Origin of the sequence: Klebsiella sp. CN_Kp100, from assembly GCF_040065315.1 — a bacterium.
GTDB lineage: Bacteria > Pseudomonadota > Gammaproteobacteria > Enterobacterales > Enterobacteriaceae > Klebsiella > Klebsiella oxytoca.
In genome coordinates, this window is the sequence record NZ_JBEAIJ010000032.1 from 73,212 (window position 1) to 93,978 (window position 20,767).

23 protein-coding genes are annotated in these 20,767 nt (G+C 56.9%); 15 read left to right on the forward strand and 8 right to left on the reverse strand.

The window, feature by feature from the left end; all coding sequences use genetic code 11:
- Positions 1 to 40: 40 nt before the first annotated feature.
- From rfaQ to coaD, 7 genes are all read left to right on the forward strand, one after another.
- Positions 41 to 1,117: a putative lipopolysaccharide heptosyltransferase III gene (gene rfaQ / locus ABLV12_RS11150; protein WP_004116432.1), complete on the forward strand. Its 1,077-nt coding sequence runs from the start codon at positions 41 to 43 to the stop codon at positions 1,115 to 1,117.
- Positions 1,114 to 2,241: a glycosyltransferase family 4 protein gene (locus ABLV12_RS11155; protein ID WP_004106887.1), complete on the forward strand. Its 1,128-nt coding sequence runs from the start codon at positions 1,114 to 1,116 to the stop codon at positions 2,239 to 2,241. The genes rfaQ and ABLV12_RS11155 overlap by 4 nt, the downstream gene beginning before the upstream one ends.
- Before the next feature lie 2 nt (positions 2,242 to 2,243).
- Positions 2,244 to 3,338 carry a glycosyltransferase gene (locus tag ABLV12_RS11160; protein WP_064398960.1) on the forward strand — a complete coding sequence of 365 codons (1,095 nt, stop codon included), beginning with the start codon at positions 2,244 to 2,246 and terminating at the stop codon, positions 3,336 to 3,338.
- A 30-nt stretch (positions 3,339 to 3,368) separates the two neighbouring features.
- Positions 3,369 to 4,358, forward strand: coding sequence for a glycosyltransferase (locus ABLV12_RS11165; RefSeq protein ID WP_004106893.1), 990 nt, complete (start codon positions 3,369 to 3,371; stop codon positions 4,356 to 4,358).
- 92 nt (positions 4,359 to 4,450) lie between these two features.
- Positions 4,451 to 5,725, forward strand: a complete 1,275-nt coding sequence (gene waaA, locus ABLV12_RS11170; protein ID WP_004106896.1) for a lipid IV(A) 3-deoxy-D-manno-octulosonic acid transferase — start codon at positions 4,451 to 4,453, stop codon at positions 5,723 to 5,725.
- Positions 5,725 to 6,501 (forward strand): glycosyltransferase family 2 protein, encoded by a 777-nt coding sequence (locus ABLV12_RS11175; RefSeq protein WP_004106899.1) that lies wholly within the window; start codon positions 5,725 to 5,727, stop codon positions 6,499 to 6,501. Before waaA ends, ABLV12_RS11175 begins: the two co-directional genes overlap by 1 nt.
- Positions 6,498 to 6,974 carry a pantetheine-phosphate adenylyltransferase gene (coaD, locus tag ABLV12_RS11180; RefSeq protein ID WP_004106901.1) on the forward strand — a complete coding sequence of 159 codons (477 nt, stop codon included), beginning with the start codon at positions 6,498 to 6,500 and terminating at the stop codon, positions 6,972 to 6,974. Before ABLV12_RS11175 ends, coaD begins: the two co-directional genes overlap by 4 nt.
- Positions 6,975 to 7,100: 126 nt before the next feature.
- On the opposite strand, the gene mutM is transcribed toward coaD, so the two are convergent.
- The 4 genes from mutM to radC form a co-directional block, all read right to left on the reverse strand.
- Positions 7,101 to 7,910 carry a bifunctional DNA-formamidopyrimidine glycosylase/DNA-(apurinic or apyrimidinic site) lyase gene (mutM, locus tag ABLV12_RS11185; RefSeq protein WP_016809752.1) on the reverse strand — a complete coding sequence of 270 codons (810 nt, stop codon included), beginning with the start codon at positions 7,908 to 7,910 and terminating at the stop codon, positions 7,101 to 7,103.
- A 192-nt stretch (positions 7,911 to 8,102) separates the two neighbouring features.
- Positions 8,103 to 8,270, reverse strand: coding sequence for a 50S ribosomal protein L33 (rpmG, locus tag ABLV12_RS11190; RefSeq protein ID WP_003024094.1), 168 nt, complete (start codon positions 8,268 to 8,270; stop codon positions 8,103 to 8,105).
- 20 nt (positions 8,271 to 8,290) lie between these two features.
- Positions 8,291 to 8,527, reverse strand: a complete 237-nt coding sequence (rpmB, locus tag ABLV12_RS11195) for a 50S ribosomal protein L28 (RefSeq protein ID WP_002436699.1) — start codon at positions 8,525 to 8,527, stop codon at positions 8,291 to 8,293.
- 217 nt (positions 8,528 to 8,744) lie between these two features.
- Complete coding sequence (radC, locus tag ABLV12_RS11200; RefSeq protein ID WP_004106905.1) at positions 8,745 to 9,410, reverse strand: DNA repair protein RadC; 666 nt, start codon at positions 9,408 to 9,410, stop codon at positions 8,745 to 8,747.
- Between the two features lie 175 nt (positions 9,411 to 9,585).
- Here radC and coaBC point away from each other — a divergent pair, with 175 nt between their 5' ends.
- From coaBC to ABLV12_RS11220, 4 genes are all read left to right on the forward strand, one after another.
- A complete protein-coding gene (gene coaBC / locus ABLV12_RS11205; protein ID WP_026056021.1) occupies positions 9,586 to 10,797 on the forward strand; it encodes a bifunctional phosphopantothenoylcysteine decarboxylase/phosphopantothenate--cysteine ligase CoaBC in 1,212 nt (403 codons plus the stop codon).
- On the forward strand, positions 10,775 to 11,233 hold the full coding sequence (dut, locus tag ABLV12_RS11210; RefSeq protein ID WP_004106909.1) for a dUTP diphosphatase: 459 nt from the start codon (positions 10,775 to 10,777) through the stop codon (positions 11,231 to 11,233). Before coaBC ends, dut begins: the two co-directional genes overlap by 23 nt.
- A 178-nt stretch (positions 11,234 to 11,411) precedes the next feature.
- Complete coding sequence (gene slmA, locus ABLV12_RS11215) at positions 11,412 to 12,008, forward strand: nucleoid occlusion factor SlmA (RefSeq protein ID WP_004106912.1); 597 nt, start codon at positions 11,412 to 11,414, stop codon at positions 12,006 to 12,008.
- A 160-nt stretch (positions 12,009 to 12,168) separates the two neighbouring features.
- Positions 12,169 to 13,185, forward strand: coding sequence for an SMP-30/gluconolactonase/LRE family protein (locus ABLV12_RS11220; protein WP_004106915.1), 1,017 nt, complete (start codon positions 12,169 to 12,171; stop codon positions 13,183 to 13,185).
- A 37-nt stretch (positions 13,186 to 13,222) separates the two neighbouring features.
- Here ABLV12_RS11220 and pyrE read toward each other — a convergent pair whose 3' ends face one another.
- Both pyrE and rph read right to left on the reverse strand, forming a co-directional pair.
- Positions 13,223 to 13,864, reverse strand: a complete 642-nt coding sequence (pyrE, locus tag ABLV12_RS11225) for an orotate phosphoribosyltransferase (RefSeq protein ID WP_004106918.1) — start codon at positions 13,862 to 13,864, stop codon at positions 13,223 to 13,225.
- A gap of 65 nt (positions 13,865 to 13,929) precedes the next feature.
- A complete protein-coding gene (gene rph / locus ABLV12_RS11230) occupies positions 13,930 to 14,646 on the reverse strand; it encodes a ribonuclease PH (RefSeq protein WP_004106921.1) in 717 nt (238 codons plus the stop codon).
- Positions 14,647 to 14,769: 123 nt separating this feature from the next.
- On the opposite strand from rph, the gene ABLV12_RS11235 reads away from it, so the two are divergent.
- A complete protein-coding gene (locus ABLV12_RS11235; protein ID WP_004106922.1) occupies positions 14,770 to 15,633 on the forward strand; it encodes a YicC/YloC family endoribonuclease in 864 nt (287 codons plus the stop codon).
- Between the two features lie 74 nt (positions 15,634 to 15,707).
- Here the strand turns inward: ABLV12_RS11235 and ABLV12_RS11240 are convergent, their stop codons facing one another.
- Positions 15,708 to 16,967 (reverse strand): chloride channel protein, encoded by a 1,260-nt coding sequence (locus ABLV12_RS11240; RefSeq protein WP_064398962.1) that lies wholly within the window; start codon positions 16,965 to 16,967, stop codon positions 15,708 to 15,710.
- A gap of 275 nt (positions 16,968 to 17,242) precedes the next feature.
- Here ABLV12_RS11240 and ABLV12_RS11245 point away from each other — a divergent pair, with 275 nt between their 5' ends.
- Entirely contained in the window at positions 17,243 to 17,860 is a 618-nt protein-coding gene (locus tag ABLV12_RS11245) for a trimeric intracellular cation channel family protein (protein ID WP_023329082.1), read from the forward strand.
- 5 nt (positions 17,861 to 17,865) lie between these two features.
- Here ABLV12_RS11245 and ligB read toward each other — a convergent pair whose 3' ends face one another.
- The gene (gene ligB, locus ABLV12_RS11250) at positions 17,866 to 19,542 is read right to left on the reverse strand and encodes an NAD-dependent DNA ligase LigB (protein ID WP_064398964.1); all 1,677 of its coding nucleotides are present in this window, start codon (positions 19,540 to 19,542) and stop codon (positions 17,866 to 17,868) included.
- Positions 19,543 to 19,799: 257 nt separating this feature from the next.
- Between ligB and gmk the strand changes: the two genes are divergently transcribed.
- Together gmk and rpoZ are read left to right on the forward strand one after the other, a co-directional pair.
- Entirely contained in the window at positions 19,800 to 20,423 is a 624-nt protein-coding gene (gene gmk / locus ABLV12_RS11255; protein ID WP_348867043.1) for a guanylate kinase, read from the forward strand.
- Positions 20,424 to 20,477: 54 nt separating this feature from the next.
- Positions 20,478 to 20,753, forward strand: a complete 276-nt coding sequence (gene rpoZ / locus ABLV12_RS11260; protein WP_004106927.1) for a DNA-directed RNA polymerase subunit omega — start codon at positions 20,478 to 20,480, stop codon at positions 20,751 to 20,753.
- Positions 20,754 to 20,767: the final 14 nt, after the last annotated feature.

Sequence of the window (20,767 nt, forward strand, 5' to 3'; positions counted from 1 at the left end):
CCCTAGAATCGGAGCCCTGACCCTGAATGAAGAACAGAGAATGACGCCTGAAACCCGCACTTCCGGCCGCGTGAACCCGGCGCGAATCCTGGTTATTAAGCTTCGCCATCATGGCGATATGTTATTGATAACGCCGCTTATTCACGCGCTAAAACAGCAATACCCCGCCGCCTGCGTGGATGTGCTGCTTTATGAAGAAACCCGGGATATGCTCGCAGCGAATACTGAGATCCGCCATATTTATGGTATCGATCGGCGCTGGAAAAAACAGGGCACCGGCCATCAGCTCAAGATGGAATGGCAGCTGATCCGTACGCTCCGCCAGCAGCGCTACGATATGGTGCTCAATCTTGCCGATCAGTGGCCCAGCGCGATTATCACTAAACTGACCGGGGCGACCACCCGCATCGGCTTTGACTTTCCGAAGCGTCGTCATCCGGCCTGGCGTTTTTGCCATACCGCCCTCGCCTCAACCGAGCTGCACAACCAGCAGCATACCGTACAGCAGAATCTGTCGATTCTGGCGCCGCTTGGGCTGGATATTGATGATGCGCCGGCAACGATGGGCTACAGCGAACAGGACTGGCTCGCCAGCCGCGCGCTGCTGCCGGAAGGATTTCAGGACAACTATATCGTCATTCAGCCGACCTCCCGCTGGTTCTTTAAATGCTGGCGCGAAGCGCGGATGAGCGCCCTGATAAACGCCCTTTCTGAGGCAGGCTATCCGGTCGTGCTGACCTCCGGCCCCGACGCCAAAGAGAAGCAGATGATCGACGCGATTATGACGGGCTGTCCCAATGCTCGCCTGTACTCCCTCGCCGGGCAGCTCACCCTGCGCCAGCTGGCGTCTCTCATCGACCATGCCCGCCTGTTTATCGGCGTCGACTCCGTGCCGATGCATATGGCCGCCGCGCTGGGCACACCGCTGGTGGCGCTATTCGGCCCCTCCAAGCTCACTTTCTGGCGTCCATGGCAGGCGCAGGGTGAGGTAATTTGGGCGGGTGATTTCGGCTCGATTCCCGATCCTGACGACATAGATACCAACACCGAGGAACGCTATCTCGATTTAATCCCCACCGACGCGGTTATCGCGGCGGCGAAAAAGGTACTGGCATGAGTAAATTCAGGCTGGCTCTGGTACGCCAGAAGTATCGCCCGGACGGCGGCGCGGAACGATTTGTCTCCCGCGCGCTGGAGGCCCTCGACGACAGCGACCTTGAGCTGAACGTCATCACCCGCGAGTGGCAGGGGCCGGTGAAGCCCGAGTGGAACATCCACATCTGCAATCCGCGTAAATGGGGGCGGATCAGCCGCGAGCGTGGGTTTGCCGACGCCGCCCGCCAGCTGTGGCAGCGCGAAGCCTTCGATCTGGTGCAAAGCCATGAGCGTATCCCCGGCTGCGACCTGTACCGCGCCGGAGACGGCGTACACCGCCGCTGGCTGCAGCAGCGCTCGCGCATTTTGCCCGGCTGGAAAAGCCGCCTGCTGTTTGCCGATCGCTACCATCGCTATGTAATGCAGGCCGAGCGCGAAATGTACCAGGACTCGCACCTGCGCGGCGTTATCTGCAACGCGGAGATGATTAAACGCGAGATTATTGCAGACTTCGGCCTGCCGGCGGAAAAAATCCACGTTATCTATAACGCCATCGATAACCAGCGTTTTCTGCCGCCGACGGAAGCGGCCTTTGTCGCACTGCGTACCAAATGGAATCTGCCGCTCCAGGCGACCTGCCTGATTTACGTCGGCTCCGGCTTTGAGCGCAAGGGGCTGGATGCGGCGATCCGCGCCATCGCGCCGACCAACCGCTACCTGCTGGTAGTGGGCAAAGATAAAGAGCAAAGTCGTTATCAGCAGCTGGCGAAAACGCTGAACTGCGAGGAGCGGGTGCGCTTTTTCGGCATGCAGTCGGAAACCCTGCCGTTCTATCAGATGGCCGACGGCCTGCTGCTGCCGACGCTGTACGACCCGTTTCCCAACGTTATTCTCGAAGCGATGGCCTGCGGCCTGCCGGTCATTACCACTACCGGCTGCGGCGGCGCGGAGTTTATTGTTCAGGGCAGCAATGGCTACGTTTGCGATGCGCTGGATATCCCGGCCCTGCAGGAGTCGGTTAGCGCCCTTCCCGCCCGGGCGTTAGGCTCCGCGGAAGGCGAACGCGCCCGCGAGCGCATCATGGCCTGCACCAGCGAACGCCTCTCGGCGCAGCTGCTCTCCCTTTATCAGGATTTGGTGAAATAAAGATGCGCATATTGTTTGTTATCGACGGCCTGCCCGGCGGCGGCGCGGAAAAAGTCGTGCTGACGCTGGCGGCGCACTTTCTCAGCCAGGGGGAAAAGGTATCGCTTTTTTCCCTGCGCGACGTCTGCGATTATCCGCTGCCGGAAGGACTGGATTATCAGGTCATCGCCGACCGCTGCCGCAAACCGTGGCGCAAACTGACGGAACTCTCCCGGCGCGCGCGCCAGCTTGATGCGGCCATCGATAGCGCAGAACGGCAGGGCCGCTTCGATCTGGTGCTCTCGAATCTGCATAAAACTGACCGCATTGTCTCCCGCAGCCGCCTGCTGAACGGGCGAAACGTCTGGTATTGCCTGCACGGCGTATTCTCTACTTCCTATCTCGGCCATCGCACCGGTTTTGACCGCTGGCTGAAGCAGCAGAAGATCGGACGCGTTTACCAGGGACGCAACGTCGTCACCGTCTCCGATGCGGTAGGTCAAGATCTGGTCGAGCAGTTCGCCATTCGCCCGGCCCAGCTGAAAACCATCTATAACCCGTTTGATATCGCCGCGCTGCGCGCAGCGGCTGAAGAGCCCAGCCAGCGACCCGACGGCGACTATATTATTCACGTGGGCCGCTTTCATCCCGGTAAACGCCACGACCGCCTGATTGAGGCGTATGCGCAAAGCGGTATCGATGCGCCGCTGGTGCTGCTGGGACAGGGAAAACCGGAACAAGAGCAGCGCCTGCGCCAGCTGGCGCAGCAGCTACAGGTTGCCGATCGCGTCCTGTTTAAAGGCTTCCAGAAAAATCCGCTGCCGTGGATCAAAGGCGCGCGGATGCTGGTCCTGAGTTCCGATAGCGAAGGTTTTGGCAACGTGGTGGTTGAAGCGCTGCTGCTGGATACGCCGGTCGCCAGCACCCGCTGCCCGGGCGGCGTGACCGAGATCCTCACCGGCGAGCTGTCGCTCGGCCTGGCCGATCTCAACAGCCCGGCGCTGGCTCATACGATGCAAAGCATTTACCATAGCCCCCCTGCCATCGACGCCTCGGCGCTGGAGAAATTCAGCGTGGCATCGATTTGTCAGCAGTATCGTCAGCTGCGCAGCGCCTGACGCCGTTATTCAACCAGGATCGAATGATTTATGAGTCAAACGCCTTTACTAAGCATCGTAGCCGCCGTCTATAACGGCGAAAAATTCCTTGCGCAATTCTTTGAGTGCCTTGAGCAACAGCAGCTGGAAAGCTATGAACTGATCCTGGTGAACGACGGGTCGACGGACGGTAGCCTTGCGGTTATCGACCAGTGGAAAGAGCGCCTGCAAAACGTGCTCGTACTGGAACAGGAAAACCAGGGCGTGTCGGTGGCGCGCAATACCGGGCTCGCCGCGGCGACCGGTAAATACCTGACCTTTCCGGATATCGACGATAAGCTTTACCCGGGCATGTACCGTACGCTTCTGGAAATGGCGGAAAAGGGCAATCTTGACGTCGCCACCTGCAACGGCCGCTACGTCTACGAGACGAAAAAAGATATCCATCCTATTTTCCCGCTGGACCGGCTACAGTCGACCGGCGTTTTGCCCGGCCACGTCTGGTTAAAACAGGCGCTGGATTCTCGTAAGTTCCTGCATGTCACCTGGCTCAATATTTACCGCCGCGAGTTTATCGCGGATCACCGCTTCCATTTTGAGCCGGGCCTGCGTCATCAGGATATTCCCTGGACCACGGAAGTGCTGCTGGCGGCAGAACGCGTGCAGTACACCAGCGAGCAGTTCTACGATTACTACATCCATTCGGAATCGGTGTCGCATAAGCCGGACAATGACGATACGCTGATGCGCTCAGCGCGCCACTATATGAAGATTCTTGAGATGCTGGACGCCATCAACCAGCGCTATCCGGACAAGGTTCGCAATATTTCCGCCTGCCGCTGGCAGATCGCTAAAGAGGGGCTGGGAATTATTCATACCTTCGATAGCATGAAAGATGAGTCAAAAAAGCATATTATCATTAAAGAGTTCTTTGACCGCGGTATCTGGAGCCTGATCTGGAAAAATGCCCATACGTTCCGTCTACGCTGGCGTCTTGGACGCCGCTATCTGCGCATCAAGCGCTATCGCGACGCGGCTTAATACTGAATCCCTTAGTTTCCGCCAAAGAGATAGCTTTACGCGGGTTAAATGCTTAGAATTTGCCCGCAAAAACATAAATACGGATAAATCGCTTGGAATTGCTTTATACCGCCCTACTTTACCTCATTCAGCCGCTGGTGTGGCTGCGACTGCTGTTACGCAGCCGTAAGGCCCCTGCCTATCGTAAACGCTGGAAGGAACGTTATGGCTTCTGCCAGAACAAGGTAGAACCGGGTGGCATCCTGCTGCATTCCGTTTCCGTAGGTGAAACGCTGGCGGCTATCCCGCTGGTGCGCGCGCTACGCCACCGCTACCCCTATCTGCCGATCACCGTCACGACCATGACGCCAACCGGCTCCGAACGCGCGATGTCCGCTTTCGGTAAAGACGTCCATCACGTCTATCTGCCTTACGATCTTCCCGGCGCAATGAACCGCTTCTTCAATACCGTTCAGCCAAAGCTGGTTATCGTCATGGAAACCGAACTGTGGCCGAACATGGTCGCCACGCTGCATAAACGCAAAATTCCGCTGGTTATCGCCAACGCCCGGCTGTCCGAACGCTCGGCGAAAGGCTATGCCAAACTGGGCAAATTTATGCGTCGGCTGCTGAGCCGCATTACCCTTATCGCCGCACAGAATGAAGAAGACGCCAGCCGCTTTATCGCCCTTGGCCTGAAACGCAATCAACTGGCGGTCACCGGCAGCCTGAAGTTTGATATTTCAGTCACGCCGGAGCTGGCCGCTCGCGCTATCACCCTGCGTCGCCAGTGGGCGCCGCACCGCCAGGTATGGATTGCCACCAGCACCCACGACGGCGAAGAGCAAATCATTCTTCAGGCGCATAAAAAGCTGCTGGAGCGCTTCCCCAACCTGCTGCTGATCCTTGTCCCGCGCCACCCGGAGCGCTTCGGCGACGCCCGCGAGATGGTGCAGAAAGCGGGAATGAGCTACACCCTGCGCAGTACCGGCGAAATCCCGTCGAACAGTACCCAGGTGGTGATTGGCGATACCATGGGTGAGCTGATGCTGCTGTACGGCATTGCCGACCTCGCGTTTGTCGGCGGTAGCCTGGTGGAGCGCGGCGGTCATAACCCGCTGGAGCCCGCTGCTCATGCGATACCGGTACTGATGGGCCCGCACACCTTTAACTTCAAAGATATCTGCGCCAAGCTGCAGCAGGACGATGGACTGATTACCGTCACCGACGCCGACTCGCTGGTGACGGAGGTGTCAAACCTGCTGACCGATGAAGATTACCGTCTGTGGTATGGTCGTCACGCGGTGGAAGTCCTGCATCAAAACCAGGGCGCCCTCTCCCGCCTGCTACAGTTACTCCAACCCTATCTGCCGCAGCGGAGCCACTAATGTCGCCTCGACTCTCGGTCGTGATGATCGCCAAAAACGCGGCGGATCTGCTGCCTGATTGTCTGGCGTCGGTAAGCTGGGCCGATGAGATAGTGCTGCTGGATTCCGGCAGCAGCGACAACACCGTCGAATTAGCCCGCAGCATGGGCGTTCAGGTGCACGTCAATCGCGACTGGCAGGGCTACGGTATTCAACGCCAGCGCGCCCAGGACTACGCCACCGGCGATTACGTGCTGATGATCGATACCGACGAGCGCGTCACTCCGGAGCTTGCGCAGTCTATCCGCAGCGTGCTGGCCGCGCCGCAAACCGGCGCAATATACAGCATTGCCCGGCGCAACTATTTTCTTGGCCGCTTTATGCGCCACAGCGGCTGGTATCCCGATCGCGTGATGCGCTTGTACGAACGCGGCCGCTACCGCTATAACGATAATCTGGTCCACGAATCTCTCGATGCCCGAGGCGCGCCGGTTATCGAGCTCGCGGGCGATCTGCTGCATCTGACCTGCCGTGATTTCTCCGGCTTTCAGCAAAAGCAGCTGGCCTACGCCGCCGCCTGGGCGCAGGAGCGCCATCAGAGAGGCAAAAAGACCTCGCTGGCCGCTATCTTCGGCCATACGCTGGGCGCCTTTGTGAAAACGCTGCTGCTGCGCGGCGGCATTCTGGATGGGAAACAAGGCTGGCTACTGGCGGTGGTCAACGCGCAATACACGTTTAATAAATACACCGAGCTGTGGGCCCTGAGCCGCGGCTACTCGGAGAAAGTGTCATTATGAGCACAAAAGCGATCTATCCGGGAACCTTCGACCCTATCACCAACGGCCATATCGATATCGTCACTCGCGCGGCCAGCATGTTCGATAAGGTGCTGTTGGCTATCGCCGCCAGCCCGAGCAAAAAGCCGATGTTCACTCTCGACGAGCGTATCGCGCTGGCCACCCAGGCAACGGCGCATCTGGTCAACGTTGAGGTTATTGGCTTCAGCGATTTAATGGCCAATTTTGCCCGCGCGCAGCAGGCGAACATTTTAATTCGCGGCCTGCGGGCGGTGGCGGATTTTGAATATGAGATGCAGCTGGCCCATATGAACCGTCATTTAATGCCGACGCTGGAGAGCGTGTTTCTGATGCCGTGCAAAGAGTGGTCGTTTATCTCCTCTTCGCTGGTAAAAGAAGTGGCGCGCCACCAGGGCGACGTCTCCCACTTTCTGCCGGCAAACGTTCACCAGGCGCTGCTGAAGAAGCTGTAATCCTGCGCCATCGGGTCTCTTCCCGCAGGCGATGCTGCGCATCTGTCCGGGCTACCCAATCAAATCGCACGGACGCGTAGCCCAGCTAAGCGCAGCGCGAGCCGGGTTCACCGCAACCACCGCATATTATTTCTGGCACTGGCGACAATAAAACGTCGCCCGCTGGGCGTGTTTACTGCCGATAACCGGCGTCCCGCAAATGCGGCACGGCTCGCCCTTGCGGCCATACACCTGCAGCTCCTGGGCAAAATAACCCGGTTTACCGTCGCTTTGCAGGAAATCTTTCAGCGTCGTCCCACCCTGTTCAATGGAGCGCAGCAGGACCAGCTTAATCACTTTCACCAGCTGTTCGCACTCCTCGCGCGACAGCGAAGAGGCCAGCCTGTCGGGGTGAATACCCGCCGAAAATAGCGATTCGCTGGCGTAGATATTACCCACGCCGACCACCAGCTTGTTATCCATTAGCCAGGGCTTGATCGCAGTTTTCTTCTTCGCGCATTTCTGCTGGAGATAATCGGCGTTGAACTCATCGCTCAGCGGCTCCGGCCCCAGATGCGCCAGCACCGGATGCCCTTCCAGCTCTTTAGTCCACAGCCAGGCGCCAAAGCGTCGCGGATCGGTATAGCGCAGGACCTTGCCGTTACTCATCACCAGGTCCACATGGTCGTGTTTTTCCGCCGGCAGATCTCCGCTGAGGATACGCAGGCTTCCCGACATGCCGAGATGGACGATAATCCAGCCGTCGGGCAGTTCGAGCAGCAGATATTTAGCGCGGCGGCGCACGCTGAGCACAGGAACGTCGCTCAGGCGATAGATCTCTTCGGAAACCGGCCAGCGCAGGCGCCCGTTGCGCACAATGGCGTGCAGGATGGTCGCACCAACCAGGTGAGGCTCAATGCCGCGGCGGCTGGTTTCTACTTCAGGTAATTCAGGCATTCTTTTCTCGAACAAAAACGGCTGGATGCTCTATCTTACCGCGTTCAGCGACGAGGTTCAGGGCAATTATTGTTCAGCTTGCTCTTCCGCCTGCCACAGGAGGGCTAAACTCCCGCCAGCGCCGACGGTGGCGTCGTTTTAATAACAAAAAACCCCGCCGAGGCGGGGTTTTTCTTTACAAGGAACCTAAAATTATTTGATTTTAGCTTCTTTGTATAAAACGTGCTGACGGACAACTGGATCGAACTTTTTCAGTTCCAGTTTTTCCGGCTTAGTACGCTTGTTCTTCGTGGTGGTATAGAAGTGACCAGTACCAGCAGAAGAAACCAGCTTGATTTTCTCACGAATACCTTTAGCCATGATTTATTTCCTCTAAGTACTTAGTACTTTTCGCCACGGGCACGCAGTTCGGACAGAACTGTATCAATGCCTTTCTTATCAATAACACGCATACCTTTAGCAGATACGCGCAGGGTGACAAAACGCTTCTCGCTCTCAACCCAGAAACGGTGAGAGTGCAGGTTCGGCAGGAAACGGCGTTTAGTCGCGTTCAGTGCGTGGGAACGGTTGTTACCGGTCACCGGACGCTTGCCAGTAACTTGGCAGACTCGGGACATGTCTATTCTCCAAAAATCAAATTAGCTCGAGCTTCGTATGGGGTATTGGCGCCTCGTCAGGCTTTACAGCCCGGTCATCGCATAGTTCTATTGAACTCTCGATTGCCAGGCCCAAATGCCAAACCCGAGATTCTCAAAGGTGGCGTAGTATACGCTGACTCTGCGATGTGCTCAAGTCCCGAACAGACAAAGATCCCGATGGATCGCATGATCGGGGCTAAATCCAGCCGCGTTCAGCAAAAGATACGTACGCTCCGCGGCCGATAACAAGGTGATCGAGCACACGTATATCCATGAATCGACAACATTTTATCACTCTTTCGGTAATCAATCTGTCGGCCTTACTCGGCTCAGGACTTCCGGATGGATGATTATGTGCCAGGATCACCGCGGCGGCGTTCACTTTGATGGCTTCGCGTACGATTTCTCGCGGATGCACCTCAACGTGGCTAAGAGTACCAGAAAAAAGTCGGCTATGTTTCAATACCCGGTTCTGATTGTCTAAAAAGATCACCATGAAGATCTCGCGCTCTTCGTCGGCCAGCTGGCTTTGCAGAAACTCCCGCGTCATCGACGGGGTGACCAATGAGGGCTCTTCCGTCATCCGCAGGCTGAAATAGCGTCGCGCCAGTTCAGCAATCCCTTTTAGCTGCGCATATTTCGCCAGACCAATGCCTTCAATCTCAGCGAACTGTGACTCTTCCGCCGAAAGCAGGCCGTACAGCGAGCCAAATCGCTGCAGCAGCTCTCGCGAAAATGTCATCACGTCCTGCGTGCGCGTACCAGTACGTAAAAACAGCGCTAACAGCTCGATATCCGATAAAACTTCGATACCGTAACGCTGCATCTTTTCCCTCGGCATGAGGGTTTCCTGTATCTCCATCGCGGCCTCTCCTTCCCACTCCCCGCTATCCTGACACAGCCTTTTTGCGCCGCCGACAGGCAAGTTTTATCCCTGCGTAGCGCCTCGCAAAGTGGATCGCCACCAGGCACACGATGCCGTGAGGATTGTGATAAGATGCGCGAATTCTGGTGTACCGCAACAGGAAAAAATCATGATGAGTCTGGCTGGTAAAAAGATCGTTCTCGGCGTGAGCGGCGGCATTGCTGCCTATAAAACGCCGGAACTGGTGCGCCGCCTGCGCGACCGCGGTGCGGATGTCCGCGTCGCCATGACGGAAGCCGCTAAAGCCTTCATTACGCCATTAAGTTTACAGGCGGTATCGGGTTATCCGGTTTCCGACAGCCTGCTCGACCCGGCCGCCGAAGCCGCAATGGGCCACATTGAGCTGGGGAAATGGGCCGATCTGGTTATTCTCGCTCCGGCGACCGCCGATTTAATCGCCCGAGTCGCGGCAGGCATGGCTAACGATCTCGTCTCGACGATTTGCCTGGCGACGCCGTCGCCCGTCGCGGTCGTGCCCGCCATGAATCAGCAAATGTATCGCGCCGCCGCCACCCAGCATAATCTTGAGGTGATTGCCTCGCGCGGTTTGCTGGTCTGGGGCCCGGACAGCGGCAGCCAGGCCTGCGGCGATGTTGGGCCGGGGCGGATGCTGGACCCGCTGACCATTGTGGATATGGCCGCGCAGCACTTCTCTCCTGTCAAAGATTTGCAACATCTCAACATCATGATTACCGCGGGCCCAACCCGCGAGCCGCTGGATCCGGTGCGTTATATCACTAACCACAGTTCTGGTAAGATGGGCTTCGCGATTGCCGCCGCCGCCGCGCGTCGCGGGGCAAACGTCACGCTGGTAAGCGGCCCGGTTTCTCTACCTACGCCGCCGTTTGTACAAAGAATTGATGTCACCACGGCGCTGGAAATGGAAGCCGTGGTGCAAAACGGCGCCTCACGGCAGCATATTTTTATTGGCTGCGCGGCGGTCGCCGACTACCGTGCGGTCACCATTGCCGAAGAAAAAATCAAAAAACAAGGTGATGAACTCACCCTGAAAATGGTTAAAAATCCGGATATCGTCGCAGGGGTCGCCGCGCTTAAGGCCAACCGCCCTTACGTCGTTGGGTTTGCCGCCGAAACGAATAATGTGGAAGAATACGCACGGCAAAAGCGAGCCCGCAAAAATCTTGATCTGATCTGCGCTAATGATGTTTCACAGCCAAATCAGGGATTTAACAGCGACAGCAATGCATTACACCTTTTCTGGCAGGAGGGAGATAAGCGCTTACCACTTGAGCGCAAGGAACTCCTGGGCCAATTATTACTCGACGAGATCGTGACCCGTTATGATGAAAAAAATCGACGTTAAGATTCTGGACCCGCGCGTTGGTCAGCAATTTCCGCTGCCGACCTATGCCACCTCCGGTTCCGCCGGACTTGACCTGCGAGCCTGTCTCGATGACGCCGTAGAGCTGGCGCCTGGCGCTACGCTCCTCGTGCCAACTGGCCTGGCGATTCATATTGCCGATCCGTCTCTGGCAGCAGTGATTCTCCCGCGCTCCGGGCTGGGTCATAAACACGGCGTCGTCCTGGGTAACCTGGTCGGCCTGATTGATTCCGACTATCAGGGTCAGCTGATGGTTTCCGTCTGGAACCGCGGTCAGCAGAGCTTCACCATCGAACCCGGCGAGCGTCTCGCGCAAATGGTGTTCGTGCCCGTTGTACAGGCGGAATTTAACCTGGTGGAAGAGTTTGACGCCACCGATCGCGGCGAAGGCGGCTTCGGTCACTCAGGGCGTAAATAAAAGCCCGGTAATAGACAAAAATCTTCGGGGCGTCGCCGATAAACGGGCAGCCCCAAAGATGAAGTGGAACCTGCATCGCAAAGCGCACTAATGCAATAACATCACCGCAGGCAACAGCTTGCGGTCGCTTTGTGGATGCCTGCCTGACAAGTGCTTTTTTTCAGGGGTATTTTAAAACATGGCAGAAAAACAAACTGCGAAAAGGAATCGTCGCGAAGAAATACTTCAATCTCTGGCGCTAATGCTCGAATCCAGCGACGGGAGTCAGCGTATCACCACGGCGAAGCTGGCGGCCTCCGTTGGCGTATCCGAAGCGGCTCTGTATCGGCATTTCCCGAGCAAGACCCGCATGTTTGATAGCCTGATTGAGTTTATCGAAGACAGCCTGATTACGCGCATCAATTTGATTTTAAAAGATGAAAAAGACACCACCGCGCGCCTGCGTCTGATTGTGTTGTTGATTCTGGGGTTTGGCGAGCGTAATCCTGGGCTGACAAGAATTCTGACCGGCCACGCGCTGATGTTTGAACAGGACCGGCTTCAGGATCGCATAAACCAGCTTTTCGAGCGTATTGAAGTCCAGCTGCGTCAAGTGATGCGTGAAAAGAAAATGCGTGAAGGTGAAGGCTACTCCGTCGATGAAGCCCTGCTGGCCAGCCAGCTGTTGGCATTCTGCGAAGGGATGCTGTCGCGCTTTGTACGCAGCGAGTTTAAATATCGCCCGACGGACGATTTTGACGCCCGCTGGCCGCTGGTCGCCGCCCAGCTGAAGTAACCCTCTCCTGTCTCTATGCAGCCCGAAAGGCTGCATCTCTCTTTTTTGATTATTCTGGCATAACGCCCAGAACAATTCGTAGAACTGCCAGATGTTTTCGGCTCTCGCTCTCTCATACCATCCTTTGATTGTATCTTTGCAATGGATAAGGAGAGGGCTGATGGCGACATCACGACGGGAATTGCTCAAACTGGGCGGTCTGGCAACCGCATCACTCGTGCTTAGTCAAAAAAGCTTCGCGGCCTGGGCGCCATCTGCACGTTATCCCGATCCGCGTATTATGGCGGTGGATGATAGCTTTCGCCGCTATATGCTTGCCAGCGCAAAAGTGGAGCAGATCGCCACCGGCTTTCGTTGGGCGGAAGGGCCGGTATGGTTTGGCGATACGCGCATGCTGCTCTGGAGCGATATTCCTGACAACGTCATTATGCGCTGGGATGAGGCCACCGGCGCTACCAGCGTATTTCGCCAACCGGCAAACTACGCGAACGGCCACGCCCGCGATCGGCAGGGACGGCTCATCAGCTGCGAACACGATACCCGACGAATTACCCGCACTGAATATGACGGTAGCATCACCGTACTGGCGGATAACTTCGAAGGCAAACCGCTGAACTCGCCAAACGACATCGTCGTGAGGTCAGACGGCAGCATCTGGTTCACCGATCCGCCTTTCGGTATCAGCGGATTCTATGAAGGTCATAAGGCCACGCCGCAGCTGCCGCAAAACGTTTATCGACTGGACCCGGAGAGCCGTAAACTGAGCGTCGTGCTGGGCGACGTCAAGGGGCCAAACGGCCTCTGTTTTTCCGCCGATGAAAAAACGCTCTACGTGGTGGAAAGCCGCGCTACCCCAAACCGGCTTATCCTGGCGTGGGATGTTGTCGATAACACATTGAAAAACAAAAGAGTGCATATTGACTGCGGTAACGGAACCGCTGACGGCATCGCCTGCGACATGGACGGGAACCTGTGGTGCGGGTGGGGTACGGGCAGCGAAGAGCTGGACGGCGTCCGCGTCTTCAATCCGCAGGGGAAAAACATCGGTATTATTCAGTTACCGGAACGCTGCGCCAACCTGTGCTTCGGCGGTGAACAGCGCAACCGCCTGTTTATGGCATCCAGCACGTCCATCTATTCGCTCTACGTCAATGCGCAAGGCGCAAAGCTGGTCTGAAAATATGCCCGGCGGACGTTGCCGGCCGGGCTGATATTTACACCCCGTACGCTTCGCGATAGGCGCGAACGGCTGCCAGATGTTCAGCCATTTCCGGCTTCTCTTCCAGATAGCTGATCAGGTCTTTCAGCGTCACGATGGAAATCACTTTACAGCTGTAGTCGCGCTCAACTTCCTGAATCGCTGAGATTTCACCGCGTCCGCGTTCCTGACGATCCAGAGAGATCAGTACGCCGGCTAACTCGGCGCCGTTGGCCTGAATAATTTCCATCGATTCCCGAATCGCGGTGCCTGCGGTGATAACATCATCTACCAGCATCACGCGGCCCTGCAGCGCGCTCCCCACCAGATTTCCACCTTCGCCGTGGGTCTTTGCCTCTTTGCGGTTAAAGCAGTAAGGCAGATCGCGGTCATGATGTTCCGCCAGCGCTACCGCCGTGGTAGTGGCGATAGGGATGCCTTTGTAGGCCGGGCCAAACAGCAGGTCAAAATCAATCCCGGAATCCACCAGCGCTTCGGCATAAAAACGGCCTAACAGTGCCAGATCGCGCCCGGTATTAAACAGGCCGGCGTTGAAGAAATAGGGACTCTTGCGCCCGGATTTCAGCGTAAACTCGCCAAACTTAAGTACCTGCTTGTTAAGCGCAAACTCAATAAACTGGCGCTGATACGGTTTCATGGATTCGCTCCTCATCTTACTTTTCTACGGACAAAAAAAAGGCGACTTCTCAGTCGCCTTAAAAACTAGTTTTGCAACGCCGCCTTCTGCGTCGTGACAATGGATTCGATGCCCCCTCGGGCCAATGCCAGCAGGGTAAGGAGCTCTTCATGGGTGAACGGTTCGCCTTCTGCCGTACCCTGCACCTCAATGATGCGACCATCTTCGGTCATCACCACGTTCATATCGGTTTCCGCCGCGGAATCCTCAACGTATTCCAGATCGCAAATCGCTTCGCCATTCACGATCCCTACGGAGACTGCCGCCACCATTCCTTTCATCGGGTTAGTTTTCAGCTTACCGGCCGCAACCAGCTTATTCAGCGCATCCGCCAGCGCCACGCAGGCTCCGGTAATCGATGCGGTACGGGTGCCGCCGTCGGCCTGCAGCACGTCGCAGTCCAGAGTAATGGTGAATTCGCCCAGCGCTTTCAGGTCAACTGCCGCGCGCAGCGCACGCGCGATCAGGCGCTGGATTTCCATGGTGCGGCCGCCCTGTTTACCTTTGGCGGCTTCACGCGCGTTACGCGTGTGGGTAGAACGCGGCAGCATGCCGTATTCGGCAGTGATCCATCCCTGCCCCTGGCCTTTCAGAAAGCGCGGCACGCCTTCATCAATAGAAGCGGTGCACAATACTTTCGTGTCACCAAATTCGACCAGCACGGAGCCTTCTGCGTGTTTTGTGTAGTTACGGGTCAGGGTTACTGGACGCACTTGATTAGCGCTACGGCCTGCTGGACGCATGATGTTCTCCGGCTTGAAACGAATGTGGCTGCGCATTATACGGATAATGCGCGCTTATTCCTATCCTGATAAGGTCGCGAAAGCTATAATCCACCCCACTCTCCTTTAAAAACAGGAACGTCTATGATCCGCAGTATGACCGCCTACGCCCGGCGTGAAATCAAGGGTGAATGGGGTAGCGCCGCGTGGGAACTGCGCTCGGTAAACCAACGATATCTGGAAACTTACTTCCGCCTGCCGGAGCAGTTCCGTAGCCTGGAGCCCGTGGTGCGTGAACGTATTCGCTCCCGTCTGACCCGCGGTAAAGTCGAATGCACCCTGCGTTTTGAGCAGGACCCGAGCGCACAGGGCGAGCTGATTCTCAACGAAAAGCTGGCAAAGCAGCTGGTTAATGCCGCCAACTGGGTAAAAATGCAGAGCGACGAGGGCGAAATTAATCCGGTGGATATTCTGCGCTGGCCCGGCGTAATGTCGGCTCATGAGCAGGATCTGGACGCCATTGCCGCCGAAATCCTGGGCGCGTTGAACGGCGCGCTGGACGACTTTATCGTCGCCCGTGAAACCGAAGGCCAGGCGTTGAAAGCGCTTATTGAGCAGCGCCTGGACGGGGTCACCGCCGAAGTGGCTAAAGTACGCGCCCACATGCCGGAAATTTTACAGTGGCAGCGCGAGCGTCTGGTTTCCAAACTGGAAGACGCCGAAGTGCAGCTGGAAAATAACCGCCTTGAGCAGGAGCTGGTGCTGATGGCGCAGCGTATTGACGTTGCCGAGGAGCTGGATCGCCTGGAAGCGCATGTGAAAGAGACGTGGAATATCCTGAAGAAGAAAGAAGCGGTCGGTCGCCGCCTCGACTTTATGATGCAGGAGTTCAACCGCGAGTCGAACACGCTGGCGTCTAAATCGATTAATGCCGAAGTGACGAACTCCGCCATTGAACTGAAAGTGCTAATCGAACAAATGCGCGAGCAGATCCAAAATATCGAGTAACGATGACTCGCCCCCGCAAATCGTTTTTGAACAAAAGGTCATGGTAAATCATGGCCTTTTATTTTCGCTGCGTTTCAGAAGGAATCGTTCTTATCCAATATCCGGCAGGTTAAAAATGCCCCTGCCGCGCACAGCAGCGTGGGGGCCAGATAGCTGTGATCCATATGGGTGAATTCCATCACCAGCGCCACCGCCGTTATCGGCATCTGCATGGATGCGGCGAGAAACGCCGCCGCGCCAACCAGCGCAAAACTGCCGTAATCTCCGCCGGGAAGCAGCTGTTGCCAGAGCATACACAGCAGCAGGCTGGCCAAGCCGCCTACCGCCAGCCCCGGCGTCAGCAGGCCGCCTTCCGCACCGCCGCGTAGCACCGCCAGAATCACCACCATCTTCAGCACCAGCAGCATCGCCGCCCCGGGGAAACCCAGTTCATCGCTGAGAGCCAGCTGCATAGGTCCTTTACCGTTTCCCGGAAGCTGGGGGAAATAGAGGCTGAGGGCGGCAAGCAGAGAAAACGCCAGCAGACAGAAAACCGGCATCTGCCAGTTGCTTTGGACGTGCGAACGAGCGGTACTGGTCGCTTTGCGAAAGAGCCAGGCCCCGGCGCCGAGAATGGGGCCAGAGATAATCGCCCACCAGAGAAATGAATGCGGCAGGATGTCGGAAGTAAAATGGTATTGCGACTCATCGCCTAAGCCGAGGGTAGCCGTCCACGCGGCAATCGCCGATGTGATGATAGCCGCCAGCGTTTTTTCCCAGCTAAACGACAGCAGCATCACCTCAAGGCTGAATAACGCGCCGGCCAGCGGGACGTTATACACCGCCGCCAGTCCCGCACCTGCGCCGCAGGCAATCAGCGTTCGGCTTTCATCTTCCGGCAGACCCAGCTTACGCGCCACCATCCCTGCCCCCAGCGCGCCCATTTCCCGCGGCGCGACTTCGCGACCAAGAGGTGAGCCCAGCGCCACGGTGACGATCTGCAACAGGGCATGAATCGTGGTGGTACCCGCAGGCATTGGCACGGAAGGATTGGCCACCGCTGACGCAACTGAAACCCGCTTCTGCCCATATCGCCCAAGCAGCCACCAGCCGAACCCGGCGACTGCACCGCCGGCGACGATTGCCATGATCCGACGCGGCCAGGACGAATCCGTGACGCCCTGTAAAAATGACTCTGAGCCAACGAGCTGGCCGTGGCTGTAGCCAAAAGCCTGGTGCTGAATCGCGTGTAAAATCAGCGCCAGAACCATGCCTGACAGGCCGGCCAGTATCCCCGTCAGCACAACGGCAAGCAGGCGGATGAGATAGTTTTTATTGTCAGCGGCGGCAGTCATTTTCTCAGACCTTGAAGGAGGAAACTAAAAGGATAAAGGCCCAGAGTTAAACATTAAGTATTCATACCGCTTTCAATATAGATGTGCATAAAAGGTTTAGTCATTATTTTTTCTAATCAATGGATGAAGAAACAGCAATTAAATAACCATTAAATAAAGCCAATATAAGCACATCTCGCATTAGTTTAATCTGGTTAAATGCGAATGCTTTAGAAAATCTCAGTCGTGATCCTGAGCACAAATCGTTAACCTTCCGCCATCATCGTGGGGGATTTATGCTGCTTCATATTCTTTATCTGATTGGGATCACGGCGGAAGCCATGACCGGCGCACTGGCTGCCGGGCGCCGCCGTATGGATACGTTTGGCGTGATTATCATTGCGACAGCGACCGCCCTCGGAGGCGGTTCGGTGCGCGATATTCTGCTTGGTCACTATCCGCTTGGCTGGGTACAACACCCCGAGTACGTCATTATTGTTGCCATTGCTGCGGTCCTCACCACGATTGCCGCGCCGGTCATGCCGCACCTGCGCCGTCTGTTTCTGGTACTTGATGCGCTCGGCCTGGTGGTGTTCTCAATTATTGGCGCCCAGATCGCGCTGGATATGGGCCAGGGCCCGGTAATCGCCTCCATTGCCGCGGTCATCACCGGCGTCTTTGGCGGCGTGCTGCGTGATATGTTCTGCAAGCGTATCCCGCTGGTGTTCCAGAAAGAGCTGTACGCCGGAGTATCGTTCGCCGCCGCGATTTTATATATCGCGCTTCAGCATTACGTCAGCAGTCACGATGTAGTCGTCATTTCCACCCTGCTGTTCGGCTTTACTGCTCGTATGCTGGCGCTGCGCTGGAAGCTGGGCCTGCCGGTATTTAACTACAACCACAGCGCGCATTAATACTTTCAGAACCCCGGAATGCGTTGCCCGCTCAGCCACTTCGCCAGCGCGGCAACATCCGGGTGATGTAAGAACGTCACCAGCTGCCGCGCCCTTTCAGCCCCGACGCCCGGCAGCCGTTGCCACTGCTCTTCGTTTCGATCCTGCATCTGCCGCCAGCTGTCCTCCTCCAGTCTGACAAAAGCCGTCTTCGGTATGGGGACTCCCATCGCCTGGATCCAGCGTAGAAAAGGCCGTTCGCGCGCAAGATTGAACTGATGCCACAGCCGCTGCCCGCGCTGCGCGGAGATACCTGGTATGGCTTGCAGCTGTTCCGGCGTAAAAGCCAGCCATGAAAAGAGATGCTCCATGCCGCGGGCATCGTGCAGTGTCCGCCACAGCGTCTCTCCCGCGCTGTCAATGTTGAGAATCGATCGGGATGAGAGCCAGACCAGCCGCGAGAGAAACTGCTCCGCGCACTCTGGCGTGGCGAAATAGCAGGTTAAGGCATTGTACCGTGCCGCCGGCGGCTGGGGTTTATTACGCTGCGCCGTGCGCCAGACGACCGAATCGATGCGCGGAATTCCCTGCCCGGCAAGGCTGATTTGCAGCTGATCGCCAATACCGATATCCAGAGTGGACCAGCGGGATACCGAGCCGACGTTCACCCGCTGCACGCGCTTATCGTCCAGCAGCTGCGGCTCCAGATGCGCCACCACCGCTATTTTACCGCTACGCCCGATGCTGAAGCTGATACCGCGAACCTCCATAACCCGTGAGGCAGGAGGATATTTCCAGGCGATAACCCAATCACCCTGTCCCGGTACCCAGAAGCGCCCGGCTGACTCTTTTCCCCGCCGCACCACTACGCCATCGCTGGCAAAAGGCAGCGGCGAAGTAAACCAACGCTGGCGCCACTGTTCCACCTGCTGCGCATTCGCGACAGGATGCGAAAAGCGCGCGCTGTAAACAAAGCCGCCCTGCCGCAGCAGCGCCAGCCGCTGTTGCATCTCCTGCGGACCATCGGGCCATGCCCAGATAAAGATGCCCAGTTGATTAAGTTCCGCCGCAGCCTGCTGGCGCATCATCATGCCGGCCACCTTTGCGCGCGCGTTCATGCCCCCCATCTGCTTTTGCACATGCCCCGCGCGAAGCAGGAACAGTTCTCCCTGCAGAACGCTATTGGCCAGTGCACCGTCAGAGACTTTAGGCACGGAGGGGATCTGTAAAACCCTGGCCGTCCAGTCTTCTCCGGCAAGACCATTCCCCCGGCTTATTGCCTGCACCAGGCGCCCCTGTCGATAGACCAGAGTCACTGCGACGCCATCGACTTTAGGCTGTACCCACAAGCCGGATTGACCGCGCATCCAGCGCGCCACCGCAGCGCGGTCCGGCAGTTTACGCACGCCGGTGTGCGCGACCGGATGCCTGACATCCCCCCTCAGCAGCGGAAGAGCATCGTGAGCGGGAGCCTCGCCGGTGAAGCAGCGCCGCCAGAACGCCAGCCGCTCCGCCAGCTGGTCATAGACTTCATCGCTTACCGCACTGTTCCCCTGCTGCCAGTAGGCGTTTTTCCATTCCGTTATCTGCTGGCTGAGGCGTTCCATTTCCTGTTCGGCCCTCGCCTGCGGCCACGCGGGGCAGGCTGCCTGCGCGTATCCCACCAGCATCCACAGCACCAGCGCCTGGATTCCCTTTTGCATCGCGATGCCCTCCTGTTTATTCGCCGGGAATTGTGCCGCAGGCGTATTTTCATCGGCGATAGGGGATTTTTAAGGCTGCGAGCAGACGTCCAGGTTTTCTATGTTGTTTCTGCAATGCCCGGACAAATCAGGGAAACGGCAAGCAAAATGAAAGAAAAAATGCAAAAAGTGTGACAGGGACTGCGTCACGCAGCGGCGGCGTGTATAATAGGCTCGTATGTAAGCTCTATTTCGACCATCACATACAAAAGACACTCATGGCTCAAGGCACGCTTTATATTGTTTCCGCCCCTAGCGGCGCGGGTAAATCCAGCCTGATTCAGGCTTTATTAAAAACCCAACCGTTGTACGACTCTCAGGTTTCTGTTTCGCATACCACACGCGCTCCGCGCCCGGGTGAAGTGCACGGTGAACACTATTTCTTTGTCAATCACGACGAATTCAGGACGATGATTGGCGAAGACGCTTTTCTTGAACATGCAGAAGTCTTTGGCAACTATTACGGCACCTCGCGCGAAGCTATCGAGCAGGTACTGGCGACCGGCGTCGACATCTTCCTTGATATCGACTGGCAGGGCGCACAGCAAATCCGCAACAGAATGCCCGGCGCACGCAGCATTTTTATTCTGCCGCCGTCAAAAGATGAGCTTGATCGTCGCCTGCGCGGCCGCGGTCAGGATAGCGAAGAGGTTATCGCGAAACGTATGGCACAGGCAGTTGCAGAAATGAGCCATTACGCGGAATATGATTACCTGATTGTGAATGATGATTTTGATACCGCGCTGAGCGATCTGAAAATTATTATTCGCGCCGAACGTCTGCGCATGAGCCGCCAAAAGCAGCGACATGGCGCTTTAATCACCAAACTGTTGGCAGACTGAACCCACATTCAGTATCATGCCCAGTCATTTCTTCACCTGTGGAGCATTTTAAGTATGGCACGCGTAACTGTTCAGGACGCTGTAGAGAAAATTGGTAACCGTTTTGACCTGGTACTGGTCGCCGCGCGTCGCGCTCGTCAGATGCAGGTAGGCGGAAAGGATCCGCTGGTACCGGAAGAAAACGATAAAACTACCGTTATCGCACTGCGCGAAATCGAAGAAGGTCTGATCAACAACAAGATCCTCGACGTTCGCGAGCGCCAGGAACAGCAAGAGCAGGAAGCCGCTGAATTACAAGCCGTTACCGCTATTGCTGAAGGTCGTCGTTAATCACACAGCGGGTC